This window comes from Pseudoalteromonas sp. PSi26 (genome assembly GCF_054960575.1).
The window spans coordinates 359,594-382,819 of the sequence record NZ_JBHNYT010000002.1 but is presented as its reverse complement, the minus strand read 5'-3'; the positions used below and the strand labels follow the sequence as shown (position 1 = coordinate 382,819).

Here is a 23,226-nt window from a genome sequence, read left to right as displayed (position 1 = left end):
GTACATACTAAGCGGTTTTTTTAAATCTAATTTTAATTAGTTAAAAAACGATTGATTTACCTCTTCCTGAATTTTCAGACGCAGCATCTAATTCCCCATCTTTATTAATAATCACATGCATGTCACCAAAGTGGCGCTCGTCAATTGTGTAACCCATTTTTTGAAGCTCAATTTTTACCGCATCATTTAACCCTTCGTGAACACGTACAACGTTTTTAGGCCACAGCTGATGATGAAAACGGGGCACGTTAACCACCTGCTCTGCACTCATATTAAACTCTATTGCATTTAAAATTGACTGGTAAACCGAGCTAATAATCGTTGTACCACCCGGTGAGCCTGTTACCATTTTTACCGTGTTATCCTTTAATAAAATGGTCGGTGTCATAGAGCTAAGCATACGTTTATGTGGCTGTATTTCATTAGCTTTACCACCTAACGCACCAAACGCATTCATAACACCCGGTTTTGCGCTAAAGTCGTCCATTTCATCATTTAAAATAAACCCGGCGCCTTCAACTACAACCCCACTACCAAACCCTAAGTTTATAGTTGTGGTATTTGCTACGGCATTCCCCATTTTATCAACAATAGAAAAATGTGTGGTTTGTTCACTTTCTTTCAGACCGGGCTTTATTTTTTCGGTTGTTGAAATAGCGGTTAATGAGATATCAGCGATACGCTTTTTTAAATATAATTCATTGATTAGTGCGTTTACTGGTACATCAAAAAAGTCAGGATCACCTAAGTACTCTGCTCGGTCTGCAAACACGCGTTTACCTATTTCAGAAAGCAAATGCACGTAAGACGACGAATTATGAGCCACTTCATTATTTAGTTTTTGCAGTTCATACATTTTTAGCCATTGTAAAATTGCAATACCGCCTGAACTGGGTGGCGGCGAAGTAAGCACTTCATACCCGTTCCAACTTGCTTTTAATGGTGTGCGCGACTTAGCCGTATAATTTTTTAAATCAGCTTTGGTAATAATACCGCTATGCTTACGCATAAACGTTTCAATAATATTGGCTGTTTCACCTTCATAAAACCCTGCTTGCCCATCATCGCGAATTCGCTTTAATGTTTTTGCCAACTCAGGTTGTGTAAATATTTCATTGGCTTTTAAACCAGCAAAATATTTTTCGAAGTTAACATCTATTTTTTGCTCGTTTAAATAGCTTATGTAATTACTAACCCCTTGCGCCAATTTTGGTGGCACAATAAAACCTTGCTCAGCTAAAGTAACGGCAGGTTGTACTAGTTTTTTCCATTCTACCGTACCGTGTTTTTTATGAGCTAACCACATACCCGCAACACTGCCAGGTACACCACTTGCGTGTATGCCATAAATAGATCTATTAGGTATTACATTGCCTTGTTCGTCTAAGTACATGTCTCGGTGTGCATCGCTTGGAGCCGTTTCTCGGTAATCTATAAAATCACTTTTGCCATCTTTTTGGATCAGCATAAATCCGCCGCCACCAATGTTACCCGCTTCAGGCAGGGTTACAGCCAATACAAACTGTGCTGCGATAGCTGCGTCTACGGCATTCCCGCCCAGCTCTAATATATTTTTAGCCGTATCAGCACTGTACGAGTCAGGCATAGCAACAGCACCTTGCGCAACTTGCTTGGCTGCTACATTAAATGCACTGAATTGAAACACAAGCACACTCGTTATCACTAGCTTGGTTGGCGAAAAAAATAAGCCCATATAACGTCCTTAAATTATTGTTTTAGTTGTTGGAAGTTTCACTTAAAAGCTAAGTTAAAAATAATAAGCAGTATAACCTTCCCATATTTATGCATAGCATTTATGGCTAGGTCAATCCTTGTGGGTGCAGATTTTAGTCTTACTTTAGGCGCTTAGAATATAAAACAGCAGGTAAGTCACCCTGCTCATCAGTATGCGTGTAAGATTTGACAAACGTTAGTCCAAGCTTTTTCATTACTTTTATAGAGCTTATATTATCTGCTAAAGCACTGGCACTAATATAATTAACATCTGACTGGTGAGCTCTGCACATAATGCTCTCGCGGCTTCAGTTGCATACCCCAGTCCCCAGCTTATTTTTTTAAAGCGCCAACCAATTTCAATATCACTAAAATTTGGTTGTTCACTAAAAAAATCCATAGGCCTCAGTAGAATCCATCCAATAAACATATTCGTGTCTTTAGCTGTCACAGACCAAAGCCCCCAACCCTTTTTAGCATTGCGATATGCAAGCATACGCGGTATCCCCTCATCTCTAATTTGTTTTTTAGTAGAAGGTACACCACGCGTTAAAAATTGCATTACTGCAGGGTCTTGATCAAGCTCATATAGTTGTTGCCAATCATGCTCGTTCATTAATTTAAACTTTAACCGCTCTGTTACGGGGGCGTTCATTTTCATTACTCTATAATTATCTGGAATTAACTATTAATCTCTTGAGGAGATAGCATATGAACAAATTAGCAGGTTTAGCATTATTAGGCACTTTAATTACTTTAACCGGTTGTGAAGACGCCAAAGAAGTAAAAGAAGAAACAAAAGAAAAAAGCGCTCAAATACAAGAAAAACTAGGTGATGCCTGGAATGAAGTAAAAGAAACAACACACGATCTTAAAAATGATGAGTCACTAAACGAACTGTTGCAACAAAGCAAAGCCATGGGCTTAGACATGTACGACGATGGTAAAGAAATTGCTATCGACGCATGGATAAAAAGTAAAGAAGCCGCAGGTGAATTAACAGAAAAAACCAAGCAAAAAGCGCAAGAAATTGCTGACGAAATTGAGCAAGCCCGCGAAGAACACAGTAAAGGGGAATAACTCCCTTTATAATAAAAGGTAAGCCATTGTGGCTTACCTTTTATTAACCGTTAAAAACAAATGTAGGTAATTAAGCTTTGTATTTGCTCATTACCAAAGTGGCGTTTGTACCACCAAAGCCAAAGCTGTTAGACATCACTGTATTTAGCTCTACATCTTTGCGTTCAGTAACAATATCTAAACCTTCAGCTTGCTCGTCTAATTCATCAACATTAATAGACGGTGCTACAAAACCATGCTCAAGCATTAACAAAGAGAAAATGGCTTCATGCACACCGGCAGCCCCTAAAGCATGACCCGTCATTGCCTTAGTCGCACTGATCATGGGCGAGTTACCACCAAATACGTGTTGAATTGCACCAAGCTCTTTAACATCACCCACAGGTGTTGATGTGCCATGCGTGTTAAGATAATCAATGCTGTCTACATTTTGCATTGCTTGACGCATACAACGTGCAGCACCCTCGCCCGATGGAGCAACCATATCGTACCCATCAGATGTAGCACCATACCCTACTATTTCAGCGTAAATATGTGCGCCGCGTGCTAGTGCATGCTCTAGCTCTTCTACTACTACAATGCCACCACCGCCAGAAATAACAAAACCATCACGGTTAGCATCATAAGTGCGCGATGCTTTTTCTGGTGTTTCGTTGTATTTAGTAGAGAGTGCACCCATTGCGTCAAATTCCATAGCAAGCGTCCAGTGAAGTTCTTCACCGCCACCAGCAAACACAACGTCTTGCTTGCCAAGTTGAATTTGTTCAACCGCATTACCAATACAATGCGCCGACGTAGCACATGCAGAACTAATTGAATAATTAACCCCTTTTATTTTAAAAGGAGTCGCTAAACATGCTGAAGTTGTACTAGCCATAGTGCGAGGCACCATGTAAGGGCCTACACGCTTTACGCCTTTTTCACGCAAAATATCGGCGGCTTCGACTTGCCATTTAGATGAACCACCACCAGAACCAACTATAATACCCGTGCGCTCGTTTGACACTTGCTCTTCTGATAACCCTGAGTCTTCAATTGCTTGAGTCATCGAAATGTAAGAGTACGCAGCAGCATCACCCATAAAGCGCATTGCTTTGCGGTCAACATGGTCTTTAACGTTTATATCAATTTTACCTGATACGTTGCTACGCAAGTTGAAGTCAGCAAACTCTTGGTTGAAAGCGATACCACTTTTACCTGTTTTTAATGACTCTAAAACTTCTTCTTTGTTGTTACCAATGCTTGATACAACACCGATACCGGTAATTACGGCTCTTCTCATGGGTGATTCCCTTAGCTTAATACTTAATTGCGTTTTATTTTACGCGAATTTAATCACTTAAGTGGTCAGCTTTCTAGCGTACACTTGTACTCTGAACTACTAGCTTATAAATAACGCCAGACTATTACAAAGAAAACCCGTAAAATAATGAAAAATATATTTTGTAAATTTAAAAAATTATGATTAAAAACGCACATATACACTTTAACGATTTAGGTACACCGTTTGCTGATGACTTTGGTGATATTTATTTTTCGAATGACGACGGCCTTGCCGAATCGCATTATGTGTTTTATGAGCAAAATAATATAGAAACTCGATTACAAACTCATGACCAACCCCATTTTGTAATAGCGGAGACAGGATTTGGTACTGGGTTAAATTTTTTGAATACATGGCAACACTTTAACGATCATATTGCATGTCAACAATTACAAAATCAATCAGATAAAGGTGTAAAGCGCCTTCACTTTATTTCGTTTGAAAAATACCCACTAAAAGTTAACGATTTAAGCAAAGCGCTTCAAGCTTGGCCTACATTACAAAAATTAAGTGAAAAACTCGTCAACAATTACCCTATTAATTTACAAGGGTGTCACCGGCTTGAGTTTGACAACGGACGTGTTGTCCTCGACTTACATTTTGGCGATGCACTCGCGTCTATTAATACAATGAGCTACCCACAAACAGGGATTGTAGATGCCTGGTATTTAGATGGGTTTGCCCCAAGCAAAAACCCTGAAATGTGGCAGCAAAGCTTATTTAATAGTATGGCTGACATTTCAAAAGCAAAGGCAACTCTAGCTACGTTTACAGCAGCAGGTTTTGTTCGACGTGGTTTAATAGAAGCCGGGTTTGATACAATTAAAACCAAAGGCTTTGGCAAAAAAAGAGACATGCTAATAGGCCAAATACCACATGCAAACACGGCTCAATCAGCCCCCCCTTACTTTAATCAAGACGATAGTAAACTTAATAATGTCGCTATTATTGGCGGCGGTATAGCGAGTAGTTGTATTTTATACAGCCTTGCTAAACGCGGTATAAACGCTGAATTATTCTGCAAAGACCCGCAGCCTGCCATGGGCGCGTCACATAATGTGCAAGGCGCGGTGTACCCTCATTTACAAGCTAATGATTCACCGCATAGTGAACTTTTTGCGCATAGTTTTTTATACGCAAAGCGCGTTTACCAGCAATTGTTAAATGATGGATTTAGCTTTGATCATCAATGGTGTGGTGTTTTGCAACATGCAGTAAAAAAGCCCCTTGCTGATAAACACAAAAACCTTGCTCAAAAGCAACTTTGGCCAAAGCAACTTTTGCAAAACGTAACCGCAGAGCAAGGCGATGAAATAGCCGGCGTTCAAACTGGGTACCCCGGTGTGTTTTTTGAACAAGGTGGTTGGGTTAATCCACCACAACTCGTTAATGCAATGCTAGGCGCGGCCAATAAGCTAATGCCCCACAACAGCCACTTTAATTGCAATATATTAAACATAGAAAAAACAGTAAACGGCTGGGTTTTAACAACCAATAATCAACAGTTTGGCCCATTTAGCGATGTTATTATTTGCACAGGTGAGCACAGCGACACATTTGAGCAAACAAAATCACTTCCTATTGTAGGCGTGCGCGGGCAAGTATCGCATGTTCAAGCAAGCCCTGAATCTCGAAAGCTTAAAACGGTACTTTGCCATAAAGGCTACTTTACACCAGCTTATTTAGACCATCATTGCATGGGGGCTACATTTGATAAAAACAGTAAAAGCCGCCATGTTTCAGATGAGGATAACCACACTAACCGTGCTCAACTCATAAACTTTTACAACCATAGCGACTTTGCAACAACATTAGGAAAAGTAAGCTCTGCCAAAGCAGCAGTAAGATGCACATTCATCGACCACTTGCCAATGGCTGGGCAATGGTGTGAACAAAGCGATTATACAAATGCATTTGCAAACCTGAGGTTGGGTAAGCGTTATCAATACTTGCCTCTCAATCACCCTCAACAAGGGCTACATATTTTTACGGGCTTTGGAGCTCGTGCCTTGTGCAGCGCACCACTGTGTGCTGAACATTTTATTAGCTGCTTAGCAAACGAGCCGCGCCCACTCAGCGAGCGAGTAAGCCAAGCTATTCACCCCGCTCGCTTTATTGTAAGAGATCTAATTCGTAATAAAATATAAATGACAAAGCCCACTATTTGGGTAAACTGTTCTCAAGAAAAGGAACTTGAAGAGTCACAATGAAAAAATTAATTATACTATCGCTGTTATTGTTTACCTCGTTTAAAACACTTGCCATAAATGTTATTGATATTGCAGTGCCAGATGAGTTTGTAACAACTATGGAAGTAACAGATGAATACCCACTTGTTAAAACTGGGTATTTAACGCAATCTATTTCCTCCATAACAGACTTTTATCAGCAACAATTGGGTGACCCATTGAAGATAACCGGCAGTGAAAACTACCGCACCCTTTATTACAATTACCAAAATCGTAAAGTACGTATTAGCTTATACCACCGTAACTATGTGACCGAAGTGAGTATAATGATTGAAAAAATGTTATAAAAAACCACAAATATAACCACTCATTTTCATACTCAGTTAAGGTACTCTTTTTATATTAAATGTTTTTTATAATTAATACGTTAATGTCTCTTTTTGCCCTTTAAAAACAATTTTTAAGCCCAAGGTCTATTTGTAAGCAAACACATTTACTAACAAATGAAAGGAGTTAATTATGAGTAAGACCTTAATTATTGGCGCTAGTGGTCAAATTGGAAAAATGACAACGGAGTTATTACTTAAGAACGAACAAAATGTTACCGCCCTTGTTCGTGATAAAACTAAGTTAAGTGATTTAGACAGCCCGTTTTTAAATATTGTAGAGCAAGATTTAGAAGGTGATTTTAGTGAGGCTGTTAAAGGTTGTGATCAAGTAATTTTTGCGGCTGGTTCCGGTGGAAGCACCGGCGACGACAAAACACTATTAATTGATCTATGGGCTGCAGCAAAAGCGGCTAATTACGCAAAAAACAATAACGTTAAGCACTTTATTATGGTCAGCTCAATAGGTGCAGATAATCCTGACGCAATAGAAAGTGATTTAAAACCATACTTAGTTGCTAAGCACATGGCCGATGAACACCTTGCCACTAGTGGCTTAAATTACACCATTGTTCGTCCGGGTACACTCACCGATGAAAGCGCATCAATGAAAGTGACAACACAGCGCCCTGATGACCAAGATAAGGCTAAAATTAGTCGTGAAAATGTAGCCAATGCACTGCTGCATATTGCAACCAATTCGTTTGAAAAGAACCGTGTTTTTGAACTTTTTGACGGTGATACTGCCATTAAATCTGCGGTTAAATAGCCAAAGTGCTCCATTAACCAAAGGGTTAATGGGGCAACAATTTCACCTATTAGCAAGTCAACTAAACAGCTGACACTCAAAACAGGCTGCTAATATTTAATACAAAAAGAACAAATCTTTTAGATGCGCCGCAACAGCAATAAGGCTACCTCAAATAATTTACCCACTAGCTACGTCAACAACTGCAAACCAAAGCAGTGCCATTGAGATTTAATAAATTAGCAATAGAATCCCTTGACGATAAGCCTCTATTGAGTAGCGCTCTTTGACCTAAACGTAACCTATTATCCCTCTTTCTTTCAAATTTTCTTCTCCTAAAGTCACTTTACTGTATTAAGTTTAAGCACATTAAATTATTAATAAAAAATCATTAGTGAGGAATATAGAAAACAGGGCCTGAATCTGTTATATTTATGTTATATATATGATAAAAAAGCTCCTAAAGGGAAATGAAAACAAAGGAATTAAAGTGAGCGCTACATTTAAAATTATATTTAATGGCCAATTACACCAACATGCCGATATTTCATTGGTACAAAAACAACTTAGTCAATTTTTAAATATTCCCCATACTATTGCTATAAAGTTGTTTGATGGTAAATCTTACGCGTTAAAAAAAGATCTAACGAGTATTGAAGCCGTTAAAACAGAATCGTCACTAAAAAAAATGGGTTTAATAACACGAGTTGAACTGCATCAATCTACCGCTCTAACAGCAAAGCAGTATCCTTTAGCGTTAAAAAAATTAACAAAACATGATGATGCAGAAGAACATAAAGTGTCTGATTCAAAACGTACACTACTGCAGAAAAAAACTAATTCTATACAGACTATAATTACGCGATACAAAAACGACAAAGTAAAGCTGCAACGCTCTTCACTAAAAAGTCTACTCTATTTTTGCTATATAGCCTTGTTAGTTATGACAATTACGGGCCTTACTATTAGCTATAATTTGCTTTCAAATACAATGAGTGAATCGCAAAGTAACACGTTAACAGGCTTAACCTACCAAGATTACAAACAGTACATAACTGACCAAAAGGCAGTTAGTCATCAACAAAAAACGATTATAAGTGCCGATCATAATGCACAGCAAAGCCAAGGTAGTGAGCAATTCAATCGTTTTTCCCTATTAATTAACAGCTATGCCCACAGTGTAAAGCAGCCTAATATTGAAAAAATGGGAGGCGAAAAATTAAACCTTCGCCTGCAAGAAATAGACGACTTGGGTGAGAAAAATGCGTTTTGGTTGCAACTCATTAATTTAGCAAAAAGTTTAAATAATGGCGCACATAGAATGAGTACACTCAATAATACAGATCCAAATAAAGTACAATGGATCAACGCTGTAGACTGGATAAGCCAGCGTTATATTAGGCAGCAGCAAAATGGCAACGCACACCCTAAAGTTAATCAGCCTAACAACGCCGTAATTAACTTAACGCTATCAATTAGTGTTTTATCACTACTTATACTAATGAGCATTGTGATAAAAATGAAGCTACGCACAATAAGAGAAACATAATAGCTTTTATTAACCACATAAAAAAACCCGCAACTTGATTGCTCAAATTGCGGGTTTTTTTAGGGTTTTTAAACAAACGAATTTAAAAACCGTTATTGGTGGAGCTGGGGGGATTTGAACCCCCGTCCGAAAAGCCTCGACCGTCGGTACTACATGTTTAGTATTGTCATTTAATTAACCTTTAAATCCCGGACAAACACGGTAAGTAAAGGCGAGGCCGCTTAGTTTTAACGCTTCAACCCCGGCCAGGGTTTCCATCGCGATCAGGTGTTAGGGTGACACTCCAGAATCCAGTCCACAAGAATACATGGAAGGAGCGCTAGCCAGCCTAAGCTGCTAGAGAGTAGTTATCGTCGTTTGCGATTACTTTAGATTGCGGCTTTTTTACGAGGCAAACCGCACCTCGACATGCACCTTGGGCTTCTTGAATTCCGTCGAATCCTAATCAGCCCCTGAATTAGTAAACTCATTCAGAGCGTGCAAGCAGTATAACTGAGTAAAGTGATGATACTCAAGGCTTAATAACGCTTTATTTGATTTACACAGTCTAACTGCATATTTAGCAACCAAATTAGCAATAATGTATTAGCCACAGTAAACATTTACTTAACAATATAGTAAACCTGTGTTCAAATAAGGAATTAGCCAGCTAGTGCTAAAGGTTTAGTTGTAACTGTAAAGGTTAAGAATAATAACAGGCATAAGAAGTAGGGATTTAAAATGTCGGTTTTTTCATTAGATAAAAAAACAGGGTGTGTTTCTTTAATTAAACATCCTATTGATAGCGGTTTTCCGGTCACAAGCACTCAATTAATTGAAATGTTTGAGCAATCTGAATTTGGCGAGTATGAAACTATTACGGCTAATATCGGGAAACTTTTTGCGCCTTCTAAAAACCACAAAGAAGTATCTTTGGTGATTGCTAAAGCAGTGGATGCCACTATCGCTATTAATATAGATGAAAAGAATATGGTTGCAGAGGCCACAATTACTACAGCTAAAGGCGGAGCACTGCTAACAATGGAAGATGCGCAAAAGGCGCTTAGCCAAGCAGGTGTAAAAAAAGGGATTAGTCCGCGTGCGCTTGATAGTTTTTTAGGTCAACAGTTTGAAAAAGCTTCAGGTGTAGCATACAGCGCTATTGTAGCCCATGGCCGCAATCCAAAAGAAGGTAGCGATGCTAAATTTGTTCGCCTTTGTTCAACAGCACAAGATCGCGTTTTAAGCCCGCAAGCAACCGCTGGCGGTAAAGTTGATATGAAAGATCTTGGGGCTATCATTACTGTTAAACCGGGCACTCCTCTTATGCAACGTATAGCCGCCACCCAGGGTGAAGACGGATACACGGTGTTTGGCGATATTATCCCTGCTTCGCCAGGAAAAGAACTTGAACTACAACCCTTTGAAGGGACAAAAATAGACCCAACAAACCCTAATTTACTGATTGCAGATTGCAAAGGCGTTCCTGTTGCGTTGCCACGTGGAATGCGCGTTGACGACGTTTTATGTTTCGATAATGTAGATGTAAGTACAGGCCACATTGATTTTGACGGCAGTGTAATTATTAGTGGCGATATAAAAGACGGAATGCGAGTAAAAGCGAAAGGTGACATTACTGTTTTAGGCTTTGTTGAATCAGGGATTGTGCAGAGCGAAAGTGCTGTAACTATTGTATTAGGTGCCATAGGCCGAAACCGTGAAAACGAAGAAGCATTTACTTGCCGTATTTCAGCCAAGCGTACAATTTCTATAGGCTATGCTCAATATTGTGATATTAAAACTGAACAAAGCTTATTCATAGAGCGCCAAGTATTACATTGTGATCTAACAGCTAAACGTTTAATACGTGTTGGCAAAGCCGATAACCCTCGTGGCAAAATTATAGGTGGTAATATATTTGATGCAATGCGTATTGAAACAGGTGAATTAGGTGCGCCTGCTGGTACTAAAACGCGTGTATTTTTAGCACAAAATTGGTTTGAACTGCGTGATAAGCAAAGCCAAATTAACGACTTTGAAAAGGTATTAAGTACTAAATTACTGGAATTAAAAAATGCGCGAACTAAAGCAGAGAAAATAACTGACCCTGCTCAGCGCAAGCAATTTACTGATAAAATTACGGCTAACGAAAAGCAAGTAAATGCCCGCTCTCGTCATGTTAAGCAACAAAAAGCACTCGTAAAAAGAAAAATAGCCCAGCTATTAGCTTCTAGCCGCTTAAAAGTGAACGAATTAATGCACCCTGGTGTGGAGCTTAAAATAGCAAAAGAAACAAAACAGTTTTCGCGTATTTATCCCCCCCACTTCGTAAAATTATCTGAGGGTAAAATTACTCAGTCGTTTTAGGTTCCTTGGCGGCTTCATCATCGTCACTCTCATCGAGTGGCGCAAGCGGCCAACCGCCTAATTCTTGCCAACGGTTTACAATTAAACAATATAATTCAGCGGTGCGTTCTGTGTCGTAAAGTGCCGAGTGTGCTTGACTGTTATCAAATTCAATTCCAGCCGCACGACAAGCCTTAGCTAATACTGTTTGACCTAAAGCAAGCCCTGCTAGCGTTGTTGTATCAAAGCTGACAAATGGATGAAACGGTGTGCGCTTTATATTATTGCGCTCAATAGCCGCATTTAAAAAGCCATGATCAAACGCGGCGTTATGCGCCACAATAACAGAACGCTGGCACCCTGCTGCTTTTTGCGCTTTACGCACGACCTTACAAATCTCTTTAATGGCGTCTTCTTCTGCGACTGCGCCTCGTAATGGAGAAAATGGGTCAATTCCGTTAAATTCAATTGCTGCTTGCTCAATATTTGCGCCTTCAAACGGCTCAACGTGAAAATGCACTGTTTGATCTATGCTAAGCAACCCGTCATCATCCATTTTTAAAACAGAGACTGCAATTTCAAGTAATGCATCTGTCTCTTTGTTAAAACCAGCAGTTTCAACATCAATAACAACAGGAAAAAAGCCACGAAAGCGTTTTGCGAAAAGGGTTTGCTCAGTATTTGCCATAGTATTCTTGGTTTGTAGGTATAAGCCTTCTATTATGTCAAAAGTAGGTGCCGTTCGGCTAGGGACTTTTTCCTATTATTTATGCCTATAATTTTAGGCATACAACTTGCTTTAAGTAATACTAGCTAAGTGTTAACTGCTATATAATATGGTAGTACTGAACAAAGCCAAATTTTTGGCGTGTCGGGTTTACGGGGAGTCTTTGATGAAATTAAAGTTATTATTAATGAGCGTTAGTATTAGCTCTGCGCTATTGAGCGTCAGTGCACATGCTGCCATGCGTAATTACTCTGCAAATCAAGACAGTTCAAATTGGGAAGTGGTAAAAACAACACGTTTGCAATGTCAGTTGAACCATGAGGTACCTTACTATGGCGAGGCTATTTTTAAAGCATCGGCGAGTAAAAATAAAAACTTAACTTTCAATTTAGATATGGTTGTTCGCCCTGAAAATTACGCCATTGCAGGGCTTAAAGCAGTTCCTCCTTCTTGGCGCTCTGGGCTGCCAGCACGCGACATAGCAAATATGAAGCTACTTAAAAAGTTTGATGGTGAACTCGGTAATGAAACTGCTTGGGAAATGCTTACAGAACTTGAAAAAGGGTTTTACCCTACTTTTTATTACCAAGACTGGCAAAATAGTGCCGATAAAATTGCCGTGGGTATTTCAAGTGTAAACTTTAAGCAAGCCTATTGGGCCTTTTTGCAATGCCGTGACGAACTATTACCTTATAGCTTTGAGGATATTTCGTTTACAGTGATGAACTATCAATCTAATAGCAGTAAGTTAACTAAGTCATCCCAGCAACGCCTTGATAAAATTGCAGAGTATCTAAAAAACGATTCAACCATTGAATCCATTAGTATTGATTCTTATACCGACAGTTATGGCGGTCGTTGGAACAACTTAGACCTATCTCGTAAGCGCGCAAAAGCGATAAAAGATTATATGGTGAGCTTAGGTGTGGATGAAAATAAAGTAAAAACAACGGGGTTTGGTGAAAAACGTTTTGTAGACACCAACGATAATATTTTAGGCCGCGATAAAAACCGCCGTTTGGTCATTCAAATAGCGAAAATGTAGGGGGTTTTGCTTAATTCACGAGGTTACAAACTTTGCGCCGTGATTTAATTAATTGCCCCTCGATTGAAGACATTTTATGCCACAAAAAATTAAACACGCCCTAGCGCTTACTTTTAGCTTTTAAGTATTTATCACCAAATTGAAAAAAGCCTAAACTAATTACAATAATAGCAGCGCCAATTATTAGCTCTTTACTTAGTGGCTCGTTATTAAGCCACGCACCTAACCCTATTGCAAAGCTAGGTGTAATAAGTGTTGTTAACGCAACGGTGCTCGCGTTTAAGTTTTGTAAAACATGAAAATATGCCAATGCCCCTATTAACGACCCAAAGAGTCCTAAATAACCAATTGCCCAAAGCGACCTTAAATTCCAGTTTTGTATATTAAGCTCACCATCAAGCACCCACCACGCAATAAAAAATAATGGCGTTACAAATACTAGTGCACCAAATGTTGTGGCCATAGGGTGAATTGCAATTTTCACCCGCTTTATCATCACACCGCTTAAGCTAAAAAAGCACACAGCCATAAATACATATACAAGCCCAAGTCCCTGAGTTTGTGAGTTTTGTACTTGGTTATAGCTTACAAAATAAAGTCCGACTAACGCACTTGCTAAAGCAATGAGTTTTATAAAACTAAATTTAGGCTCGTTTAATAGCTGTTGAGCAAGCAATCCAGATAAAATAGGTGCCAATCCAAACATAAGTGAAATAATGCCAGAAGGCACTGTTCTAGCCGCCATATAACTCAATAACATGCCACCAAAAATACCAATGCTTGAGTAAGCATAGAGTAGGCAAGCTTGCTTACTCCATGGCACTCTTACATTAGTGACTGCAACAACAAGCGCACCAATGAATAGCCCAACGAGCATACGCATTAACACCGCTAGTGATGGCGAAACACTCTCACTACTCCACACAATACCCAGCGGTGTGGTGGACCATATAAGAACCATTAAAAAATATGAAACTTTAACAGGCACGTACCATTCCTTTGTAAGTTAAAAATAAGGCGAGTGGGTTTTGAGGGAAAAAGCCAGCCAAGCGTATTAATGCACTAGTTACAGTACACGTACTTAAAGATCAGTTTAATCTTAAGATATAAACGCTCAATAACTAGTAATAGAATTATACGCTGTAAAGGGTTTATGGATAGATATTTAATCATATTAAAGATTATAAAATGCTTAAATATACAGCTGTAAAATGTAAGTTACATTTTATTTAATGCCATTTATAACAAAACTATTTGAGTTTTACCGTTCTAGTTATATGGTGCGTGTAAATTAATAATAATTAAGGTAATTAAGTGCTCAAAAATAAAACAACAGGCAGCATGTTAATTGTAGCTGGTACCACTATTGGTGCTGGTATGCTTGCTTTACCTATCGCTTCTGCTGGCTTAGGTTTTATGACTGCACTTGCACTCATTGTTGCAAGCTGGATATTAATGACTTACACCGCCTTGCTTATGCTAGAGCTACATCAGTTTGCTCCTCGTGATGCAACGTTAAATACACTTGCTAAACGCTGGCTTGGGAAGCGCGGTCAATACATTGCCAATTTTTCAATGGTGTTTTTATTTTATGCTTTATGTGCAGCTTATATCGCAGGCGGTGGTGCTCAGCTTCAAGAGCGGATCAACCTTGGATTTGACTTAGAAATTGCCCCCCAATTTGGCTCCGTTATTTTGGCGGTCATTATTGCAAGCGTGGTTACTCTAGGGACTAGCAAGGTAGATAAATTTAATAGAATACTCTTTTTAATCAAGGTGATTGTTTTAGCTTGCTTATTTTATATGCTAACGCCTTATGTACAAGCAAAGCACTTACTCGAAATGCCTGTTGAGCAAGGACTAATATTATCAGCAATTCCTGTGGTATTTACATCTTTTGGTTTTCACGGCTCTATCCCATCAATTGTTAAATACGTAGGTCTTGACATAAAAGTTCTGCGTAAAGTTATGATTGCAGGCGCAGCATTGCCCTTGGTGATTTACATATTTTGGCAACTATTAAGCCAAGGCATTATGAGCCAAAGCGATTTACTCAATAGTGAGGGCTTAAGTGGTTTTGTAGCCAGTGTTGCAGGTATTGCACATAATTCAAATGTATCTATAGCGGTGAAATTATTTGCTGATTTAGCGTTAGCGACTTCATTTTTAGGTGTAAGCCTAGGTTTATTTGATTTTTTTGCTGATGCATTTAAACAAGGAGATAACAGCCAAGGCCGTGTTACAACAGCGCTTATTACATTTATTCCGCCTTTAGGATTTGCTCTTTTTTACCCACAAGGCTTTATAATGGCCCTTGGCTATGCCGCCATAGCTTTAGTTGTACTGGCTGTATTTTTACCTGTTGCTATGGTTTATAAACAACGCGCCTCAACTAGTTCCGACACTGGTTATAAAGTACGCAGTGGTCGTACAGGCCTATTGATTGCAGCGTTATGTGGTGTGCTGATAATTACTGCGCAATTTATGCAAATGAGTGGGGTTATACCTGCAATTGGTTAAAGCTTGCTTTTGTAACACCAAAATTTAGTTAATAAAAAACCGCACACCATGATTAATGGAGTGCGGTTTTTTTATATTAGCTACGTTTATTTACAAACGTCAGCAACTGCATTTGCAAAGTAATCAAGGTTTGCTTTGCTAACACCGGCTACGTTGACACGACTTGAGCCAACAATGTATATGCCGTACTCTTTTTGTAATCGCTCAATTTGCTCTTTATTAATACCCAAGAACGAAAACATACCGTGTTGACGTTCAATAAATGAAAAGTCTTGCGCTATGTCTTTTGATGCCAAGCTCTCTTTGATTAAACTACGAAGGCCATTAATACGCGTACGCATTTCATCAAGTTCAGCATGCCACATTTGCGTAAGCTCTGTACTGCTTAAAATAGTGTTAACAATATCAGCACCATGTGCCGGAGGCATTGAATAAATGCTACGTACCACACTTAGCATTACTGAGTTTGACACATCAGCTGTTGCACTGTCTTTTGCAATTAATGAACATGCACCAATACGCTCACGATATAAACCAAAGTTTTTAGAGCACGATGAGCAAATAATTAACTCTTCAACGGCATCAGCTAAAATACGAAGTCCGCGTGCATCTTCTTCTAGTGAAGAGCCAAAGCCTTGGTAAGCTATATCTACTAATGGTGTAAAGCCAACTTCTTTAGCAAGCTCTGCTACTGTGTTCCACTGAGCTTCGTTTAAATCCATGCCACTTGGGTTATGACAGCATGCGTGTAATAGCACTACATCACCCTTTGGTACTTGCTTAAGGGTATTGATCATCTCATCAAATAGCAGGTCTTTATTTTCGTAGTCGTAGTACGGGTATTCTTTTACGGTTAAACCCGCAGCTTCAAATAAACTAATGTGGTTTGCCCAAGTAGGTGTAGTAACCCATACAGTTGCATCTGTATTACAACGCTTAATAAACTCAGCAGCAACACGAAGTGCACCTGTACCACCTGGTGCTTGTGCTGTACGCACGCGATTTGCTAATAATGCTTGGTGCTCACCAAGTAATAACTGTTCCATTTTTTGACAGTAGTCTAAGTTACCTGCTAAGCCAATATAAGATTTGCTTGTTTCATTTTCTAAGCGAAATGCTTCTGCTTTCTTCACTGCGTTTAATACAGGTGTATTACCGTGCTCATCTTTATAAACACCCACACCTAAATCAATTTTATTAGGGTTTGTATCTTTTTTATAGGCCGCCATAAGGCCAAGAATAGGATCGGTTGGTAATGGTTTTAATACTGAGAACATGGGCTATCTCTTATCTATATTTATGGGTTAGCAATTAAGCTTAGCTTAACATAAAAGCACATCACGTTGACTAGTGTTATTTACACGAGTGAGTGAGGAATTTTAATACAACACGCAATTAAAATGGCCAAAACTTTGTCATCAAAAAAGTCATTATCAAATGCTTCCGCATCAATAATACCTACACACTCATTTTGGGCATTAAATAAAGGCAAACATACTTCAGATTTAACTTTAGGGTCACAGGTATAATACTCTCCACCTTGTGCTAAATACTTCTCTACATTATTAATAATGCGACCTTTTTGTGATAACGCCACTTGAACATTATTGCTTCCTGCAGCAAAGGCCTCTGTAAGCGGAAATAGAGGGCGGCTAGGTACACCATGATAAGCAAGCTTTAAAAGTTGCTTACCTTCGTCTGTGTCCGTTGATTGATAAATACCATACCAGTCAACACCCGTTTGCGCGTGCACATAGTTAACAATACTTTGCAGCTGTGCAAGCTTGCTATTGGTATTGCTATCGTTATTTATAAAATCAGCAAGGTTAAAAGGCTCATCTTGCAAGTAACCAAATAAGCTACACGCCCCGCCTTCACCTAATTCAGGTATTTGATACTGCCAACGCGTTTCTGGCATAGATGTATGCGCTAGATAGTGCTCAAGCTTTTCAAGCTCGGCTGAAATTAAGTTTGCATTAACGCGCAACTGCGCCTGCGTTAAATAAGAAGAAATCATTTGGCCATCCATACATCTAAATTTCCGGAAATAATAGCATGGATATTTTCACAGAGCTAGATCAACTTATAGGACATTTCAACTTGGTTACCACTGGCGTTATATGTGACTTTTTCTGCAATTTCTTCAAGCAGTGAAAGACCTCGCCCAAATTCATTATTGCCACTCATTTCGTCATTTGACTGGCTACTGAATCCCCTCCCCGAATCACAAATGATAAAATGCAAACTGAGTGTATCTGGGCAGTAGCGTATATCAATAATGATCATGGCATCTTTTAACTCATTTATGGCTTTCTCACGCATTTCATAAAACTTAAAAAAACCGTCTTCTTGAAGCTTTATTGCGGAGTCTAATCCTAAAACACCATGATCAAGTGAATTATTATAAGCTTCAGAAAGGAGTAAAAAAATGTTTGAGCGATGGTCATTTAATCCCTCAATACGACTAAGAATATTGACAATATCGTAGACAGGGTCGGTTTGCTTAATTTGCTTTGAATTAAGACTCAATGACAAATTAAAGGCAAGCGTTGAAAAAGGCTCTCTCGGCTTTTCTTCCACCTGCAAAGGCAAACAGTTGAGCAAGACAATGCTTACATCATCTTGTTGTTGTAAGCCCTGTGCAAAATCACTCACATCAGCAATTATATCTTCACAAGAGATCATGGGCTTACTTTTTAATGATGCTATAAAGCGTTCTTCAGCAAAAAACTCGTCCTGCTTATTGGTGGTTTCTGTAATGCCGTCGGTAGCAAAAACTAAACGTGTATCACTATTTACTTCAAAATGTATTAAATCGTACTCAAATTCCTGCTTGTCTAATATACCCAATGCCATGTGTTGAGACTCTAGCGTTTTTTTTATATTGCCTTCAGTATCAATCAAATATGCATCGGGTAAGCCACCAAGCCACGCTGATATACTTTTCCCTGACGCACTCAGCTCAACAATAGTAGCTGCGCAAAACATATGCCCCGGTAACAAGTTGTAAAGAAGTGTATTTAGTTCAAAGGCAATATCATTAACGGCTTTACCTTTATTTACCATTGTATAAAATGCACGAGATACAGGGAGTGCACCAATAGCAGCCGCTAGGCCGTGCCCAGTAAAATCACCCAACATACAACACAAGTTACCTATTGGACTTTGCGCAACTAAAAACATGTCTCCGTTAAACATAGAAGCAGGAGATAAATTAAAGTCGAGATGCTGCTTAAAATTGTCTTGATTTTCGAGCGAATTATTAAAAATATGCTCAACAATTTCATGTTCACGTTCAATTTGATTATGATGGTATTCGAGCAGTTGCTTTTGCTGGTTCGCTTTTTTACTTAGCTCACGAGTTCTTCTATGAGCTTTAATTTTTGCGTGAAGAATAACTTTATCAAATGGTTTATGAATAAAGTCATCCCCGCCGACTTCTAAACATTTTTCAAAACTTGCTTTGTCGTCTAACGAAGTAATAAAAATAATAGGTAAATAAACTTCACTGTATTTATTTTTTATTATTTTGGCAGTCTCAAAACCATCCATAACCGGCATTATTACATCGAGTAACACAATGTCTATAGCTTCATGCTCAAGAACTCTAATTGCGTCTTTACCGTTGAAGGCCATCGATACTTGATAACCTTCATCTTTAAGCATTTGGCTTAGTAAAATACGGTTTAATGCCTGATCATCGACAATAAGAACATGAGCTGCCATTAGCTAATATCAAATTTCTTATCGAAGCGCGATATTTGTAGTATTTTTTTCAGCTGTGGCTGGCAATTAGTGATTTCAAACACAGTCACTTTATCTTCTAATGTTTTTTTCATATTTAAAAGCATGCCTAGTGCAGAACTATCCATATAGTCAGTTTCTCTTAAATCTACAATCACTTTGTTAGTGCCGTTGTCTATTTGTGCATAGGCTTGGCGAAAAGACTGTACTAAATTAAAGTCAAATTTTCCCTTTATTTGTATTGTTAGCGCTTTTCCATCGGCTGATGTACGGGTAGTTAAATTCATCGATTTCTCCGTTAAATGTATCTTTGACTAAATATAACCTGTTAAAAGTATTTAGCAAAAAGAAAAACACACAACAGCAAATTTGCTATCATTTACGTCATTATTTAATACATTTTGACTGAATAAGGTAAACCATGACAGATAGTCACTTAGTATATTCAACAAGCACAGGACGCATTGACCAGCAAAAACCAGAAAAAGAGCTTGATATTAAGCTCTTTAAAGATGGTTTTGTTCGTATTGAGCGTCAAACAAAAGGCCGTAAAGGTAAAGGCGTAATGCTTGTTGTTGGCATAGACCCAAAAGAGCATGACTTAAAAAAGTTAGCTAAAACAATAAAAAGTAAAATGGGCCAAGGTGGCGCTGTAAAAGAAGGTGTTATTGAAGTCCAAGGCGATGACCGAGATAAGTTAAAAGCAATTTTAGAGGGCTTGAAATTTAAAGTGAAAATTGCGGGTGGTTAACCCGCAATTATAAAACTACATTACTTTTTTAAATGGTACTACACCCAGCTTCGAATATAAATCTGGTAAATCAGACTCTGGGATTGGGCGGCTGTAATAGTAGCCTTGCACTATAAAACAGTTGTTTTTTTGTAAAAACTCAACTTGCTCTATGGTTTCTACCCCTTCAGCAACCACATCTAGATTAAGCTTTTGAGCCATTGCTATAATAGCGGCTGTGATTTCCATATCATTGCTATCTTCTGGGATATCTTGCACAAATGAACGATCTATTTTGAGTATATCTACCGGGAAGCGTTTTAAATAACTAAGCGAAGAATACCCCGTTCCAAAATCATCAATTGAAATAGAAATACCTAGCGCTTTTAGCTCATGAAGTTGAGTAATAGCAGCCTCTACATTTCCCATCAACATGCTTTCAGTTAACTCTAAATGTAATCGTTTAGCCGATACGCCCGATGTAATAATCATCTTACTTAGGGTCGGCACAAGATTCGAATCTTTAAATTGGCGAGCAGATAAGTTAATCGATACGTTATTTTCACGGTTTTGCTCTGTCAATCTCACAACGAAGTTACATGACTCCTGTAATACCCACTCACCTAATTCAACAATAAGCCCTGTCGCCTCAGCTATAGGAATAAACTTATCTGGCGGTATTAAACCTTCTGTTGGGTGGAACCATCTCAATAATGCCTCGTACCCTACAACCTTTTGAGTACGACTATCTATCTGCGGCTGATAATAAACCACAAACTGATCTTCTTTTAACGCAATACGCAGCTCATTTTCAATGAATAAACGCTCATTTGCGGCTGCATTTAGCTCTTGGCTATAAAAGTGGAACGTATTACGCCCTTTCTCTTTGGCCTCATACATTGCTAAATCCGCATGTTTCAGAAGCTGATCTTCTTCAAGGCTGTCATATGGCGCCATAGTAATACCAATACTCGCGCTTATAATTACCTCGTTATTTCCTAACATAATTGGCATATTAAGCGTTTGCTGTATTGTATTTGCTACATCGGTTGCGTGCTCTTGGCTTTCAATTCCACTGAGTAATACTGCAAACTCATCGCCGCCTAAACGTGCAATCGTATCCTCTGATCTTAGGCGCTTCTTCAGTCTATTCGCGACCTGTATTAATAATTGATCGCCTGCGTCATGCCCAAGGGTGTCATTAATTCGCTTAAATTCATCTAAATCAAAGTAAAAAAGTGAAAATGCATAATGACCACGTTCTGCAAGCGCAAGAGATTTGCGCAACTGCATTCTAAAGAAAGTTCTGTTTGCCAAACCTGTTAGCGTGTCAAAATAAGCGAGCTGTTCCATTTTGCGTTGGCTTTCTTTGACAAACGAGATATCTTGTGCGGAAGCAACATAACTTGTGATATTACCGCCTTCCTCTCGTATCGGTGAAACACTCAATGAAACCCAAATAGGCTGTTTGTCTTTGCTTTCAATTAACGTATCACCGCGCCAATAGTTACGACTACGTAGGTCTATATCAATATCTTCAACCAAAATAGCCATATCAGACGCAATAATGTTTAAAAGTGGCGCTCGAGTGAAATGACTTTCTGGATAACCTGTCATCTCTAACATTTTGGGGTTAACGTATTCGATAACAAAGTTTTCGTCAGTTATAACAACACCTGTGCCAGAGAAAGCAACTGCTTTTGATAATCGATTAGCTGCTTTTTCGGCTATTTCTTTTTCAGTTATTCGCTGGTTAAGTCCATCTATTAATTTACGAATTTCAACCGACATATCTTTAAACGAACCGTTAAGCGTACCAATTTCGTCTTTGTTCTCTTCTGGGAATTGAGTATCTAGTTTACCCTGACCAAAGCTCGATACCGCATAAACAAGTGAATGTAATCGGCGTAACACAAGATGTTGCAAGGCTTGATGCAATAACAAGGCAACTAAAATAGCGTAAAGAATAAAAAGCCCAAAAAATTTAAGCTTCAAATCTTGCAGAGCAGACAATGTAGAAGAACGCTTTTTATAAACCCCTATGTACCAATCTAGCTGATCAATTTTTTGAATATTGATTAAGTGTGCCTCGTCATTTTGTAAAAAAGAACTTGCATATTCAGGAAGCTTTGTTGCAATTGCCTCACTAATAATTGACTTGAGCTGAGGGTTTACAAACTCGTCCATAGCCACTTTTTTATTATTTTTTCCGTATTCAGCAAGTAATGAAGTACTTAAATCTGGGTGGGCTAATAATTGGCCTTTACTATCAAAAACAAGTAAGTTTTTTTCTTTGTCTCCTATAGGTAGAAAAGACACGAGTTTATTAAGCGTAATATCACTGCCTGTAACCCCTATAAATTCATTATTCGAATAAATAGGGACCAGTAAACTGATCACCCAATCATGCCATACCCTATCGTAGTAAACCTTTGACCATTCAGGTTCTACAGAGTTGCCTAAACTTTCGCGAACATACTTATAAGTTGAACCACCGCTTACTCGAAAATCAGCAGGAGCATTTAACGCCCAATTAGGTGGCGATATTCTGATAAAGTCATCATTGGTTATAAGGTAAAAATTGTAGAAGTCATAAACTAATGTTGGTGAGATAACATCCCATAGTGCTTCAGAGTTATTAAATAACTGTTTGTAAAAAGGTGTAAACTTTTCTTGTGGTAAAAACGCGGCAGATAAACCATCCGATGAAGCGCTTCGAATAGTGCCATCACTATTAAACTGTAATTGTGCTTTACTGGTTAGATCAATTGGGGAGTTTTTTTGAAATAACTGCTCATTAACTATGTTGTTAGCTTGCTTAGCAATGTTAACTTTTGTTTCTATTCGATCTTTAAATTGCCTTACTAATAAATCGGTCGAGCTTTTTAGTACTTCGTGCTCTTCAAAAACCAGCTGCTTTTCCTCAGATTTAAGCATAAAAAAGGCAGCACAAACACCCGCAATTAAACAAATTGAGGATATGAGTAACGACAATTTCACACTTAAAGAGTTTATTCCAAAACGCGATGGAGGGCGTCTATATAGCACAAGCCAACCTTAATTATTAATAGTTGTAATTATTTAGCTGTTAATGAAATATACCAGATTCAAATTCATTATTATAA

18 protein-coding genes, 1 other RNA gene and 1 pseudogene are annotated in these 23,226 nt (G+C 38.6%); 9 read left to right on the top strand and 11 right to left on the bottom strand.

Annotation, left to right across the window (positions count from 1 at the left end; translation table 11 throughout):
- Positions 1–40 precede the first annotated feature (40 nt).
- Positions 41–1,714: a gamma-glutamyltransferase gene (gene ggt, locus ACFI34_RS03815; protein ID WP_462672460.1), complete on the bottom strand. Its 1,674-nt coding sequence runs from the start codon at positions 1,712–1,714 to the stop codon at positions 41–43.
- Between the two features lie 139 nt (positions 1,715–1,853).
- Positions 1,854–2,395 (bottom strand): annotated as a pseudogene (locus ACFI34_RS03810) (GNAT family N-acetyltransferase).
- Positions 2,396–2,445: 50 nt separating this feature from the next.
- On the opposite strand from ACFI34_RS03810, the gene ACFI34_RS03805 reads away from it, so the two are divergent.
- Complete coding sequence (locus tag ACFI34_RS03805) at positions 2,446–2,814, top strand: hypothetical protein (RefSeq protein ID WP_462672459.1); 369 nt, start codon at positions 2,446–2,448, stop codon at positions 2,812–2,814.
- A 70-nt stretch (positions 2,815–2,884) separates the two neighbouring features.
- Here the strand turns inward: ACFI34_RS03805 and fabB are convergent, their stop codons facing one another.
- A complete protein-coding gene (gene fabB / locus ACFI34_RS03800) occupies positions 2,885–4,096 on the bottom strand; it encodes a beta-ketoacyl-ACP synthase I (protein WP_462672458.1) in 1,212 nt (403 codons plus the stop codon).
- 179 nt (positions 4,097–4,275) lie between these two features.
- Here fabB and mnmC point away from each other — a divergent pair, with 179 nt between their 5' ends.
- From mnmC to ACFI34_RS03780, 4 genes are all read left to right on the top strand, one after another.
- Positions 4,276–6,285 carry a bifunctional tRNA (5-methylaminomethyl-2-thiouridine)(34)-methyltransferase MnmC2/FAD-dependent 5-carboxymethylaminomethyl-2-thiouridine(34) oxidoreductase MnmC1 gene (mnmC, locus tag ACFI34_RS03795; RefSeq protein WP_462672457.1) on the top strand — a complete coding sequence of 670 codons (2,010 nt, stop codon included), beginning with the start codon at positions 4,276–4,278 and terminating at the stop codon, positions 6,283–6,285.
- 59 nt (positions 6,286–6,344) lie between these two features.
- Positions 6,345–6,674, top strand: coding sequence for a hypothetical protein (locus ACFI34_RS03790; RefSeq protein ID WP_462672456.1), 330 nt, complete (start codon positions 6,345–6,347; stop codon positions 6,672–6,674).
- Between the two features lie 172 nt (positions 6,675–6,846).
- Entirely contained in the window at positions 6,847–7,482 is a 636-nt protein-coding gene (locus ACFI34_RS03785; RefSeq protein ID WP_462672455.1) for an NAD(P)-binding oxidoreductase, read from the top strand.
- A 469-nt stretch (positions 7,483–7,951) separates the two neighbouring features.
- Positions 7,952–9,010 (top strand): hypothetical protein, encoded by a 1,059-nt coding sequence (locus ACFI34_RS03780; RefSeq protein WP_462672454.1) that lies wholly within the window; start codon positions 7,952–7,954, stop codon positions 9,008–9,010.
- A 96-nt stretch (positions 9,011–9,106) separates the two neighbouring features.
- Here ACFI34_RS03780 and ssrA read toward each other — a convergent pair.
- Positions 9,107–9,463: a transfer-messenger RNA gene (gene ssrA / locus ACFI34_RS03775) on the bottom strand.
- 267 nt (positions 9,464–9,730) lie between these two features.
- On the opposite strand from ssrA, the gene ACFI34_RS03770 reads away from it, so the two are divergent.
- Positions 9,731–11,356, top strand: coding sequence for a DUF342 domain-containing protein (locus ACFI34_RS03770; protein ID WP_462672453.1), 1,626 nt, complete (start codon positions 9,731–9,733; stop codon positions 11,354–11,356).
- Here ACFI34_RS03770 and rnt read toward each other — a convergent pair.
- Positions 11,340–12,023 carry a ribonuclease T gene (gene rnt / locus ACFI34_RS03765; protein WP_008132506.1) on the bottom strand — a complete coding sequence of 228 codons (684 nt, stop codon included), beginning with the start codon at positions 12,021–12,023 and terminating at the stop codon, positions 11,340–11,342. The two genes, ACFI34_RS03770 and rnt, sit on opposite strands and share 17 nt — an antisense overlap.
- A gap of 205 nt (positions 12,024–12,228) precedes the next feature.
- On the opposite strand from rnt, the gene ACFI34_RS03760 reads away from it, so the two are divergent.
- Entirely contained in the window at positions 12,229–13,107 is an 879-nt protein-coding gene (locus ACFI34_RS03760) for a flagellar protein MotY (RefSeq protein WP_462672452.1), read from the top strand.
- A gap of 100 nt (positions 13,108–13,207) precedes the next feature.
- On the opposite strand, the gene ACFI34_RS03755 is transcribed toward ACFI34_RS03760, so the two are convergent.
- On the bottom strand, positions 13,208–14,095 hold the full coding sequence (locus ACFI34_RS03755; RefSeq protein WP_462672451.1) for a DMT family transporter: 888 nt from the start codon (positions 14,093–14,095) through the stop codon (positions 13,208–13,210).
- Positions 14,096–14,421: 326 nt separating this feature from the next.
- On the opposite strand from ACFI34_RS03755, the gene ACFI34_RS03750 reads away from it, so the two are divergent.
- A complete protein-coding gene (locus ACFI34_RS03750; RefSeq protein WP_462672450.1) occupies positions 14,422–15,627 on the top strand; it encodes an aromatic amino acid transport family protein in 1,206 nt (401 codons plus the stop codon).
- 86 nt (positions 15,628–15,713) lie between these two features.
- Here the strand turns inward: ACFI34_RS03750 and ACFI34_RS03745 are convergent, their stop codons facing one another.
- The 4 genes from ACFI34_RS03745 to ACFI34_RS03730 form a co-directional block, all read right to left on the bottom strand.
- Positions 15,714–16,904: an amino acid aminotransferase gene (locus ACFI34_RS03745; protein ID WP_006794684.1), complete on the bottom strand. Its 1,191-nt coding sequence runs from the start codon at positions 16,902–16,904 to the stop codon at positions 15,714–15,716.
- 80 nt (positions 16,905–16,984) lie between these two features.
- On the bottom strand, positions 16,985–17,644 hold the full coding sequence (locus ACFI34_RS03740) for a GAF domain-containing protein (protein ID WP_462672449.1): 660 nt from the start codon (positions 17,642–17,644) through the stop codon (positions 16,985–16,987).
- A 56-nt stretch (positions 17,645–17,700) separates the two neighbouring features.
- The gene (locus tag ACFI34_RS03735) at positions 17,701–19,353 is read right to left on the bottom strand and encodes a SpoIIE family protein phosphatase (RefSeq protein ID WP_462672448.1); all 1,653 of its coding nucleotides are present in this window, start codon (positions 19,351–19,353) and stop codon (positions 17,701–17,703) included.
- Complete coding sequence (locus tag ACFI34_RS03730; RefSeq protein ID WP_058551023.1) at positions 19,353–19,658, bottom strand: STAS domain-containing protein; 306 nt, start codon at positions 19,656–19,658, stop codon at positions 19,353–19,355. Before ACFI34_RS03730 ends, ACFI34_RS03735 begins: the two co-directional genes overlap by 1 nt.
- 134 nt (positions 19,659–19,792) lie before the next feature.
- Between ACFI34_RS03730 and ACFI34_RS03725 the strand changes: the two genes are divergently transcribed.
- Complete coding sequence (locus ACFI34_RS03725; RefSeq protein WP_462672447.1) at positions 19,793–20,122, top strand: SUI1 family translation initiation factor; 330 nt, start codon at positions 19,793–19,795, stop codon at positions 20,120–20,122.
- 15 nt (positions 20,123–20,137) lie between these two features.
- Here the strand turns inward: ACFI34_RS03725 and ACFI34_RS03720 are convergent, their stop codons facing one another.
- Complete coding sequence (locus ACFI34_RS03720) at positions 20,138–23,149, bottom strand: bifunctional diguanylate cyclase/phosphodiesterase (RefSeq protein WP_462672446.1); 3,012 nt, start codon at positions 23,147–23,149, stop codon at positions 20,138–20,140.
- Between the last annotated feature and the right edge of the window lie 77 nt (positions 23,150–23,226).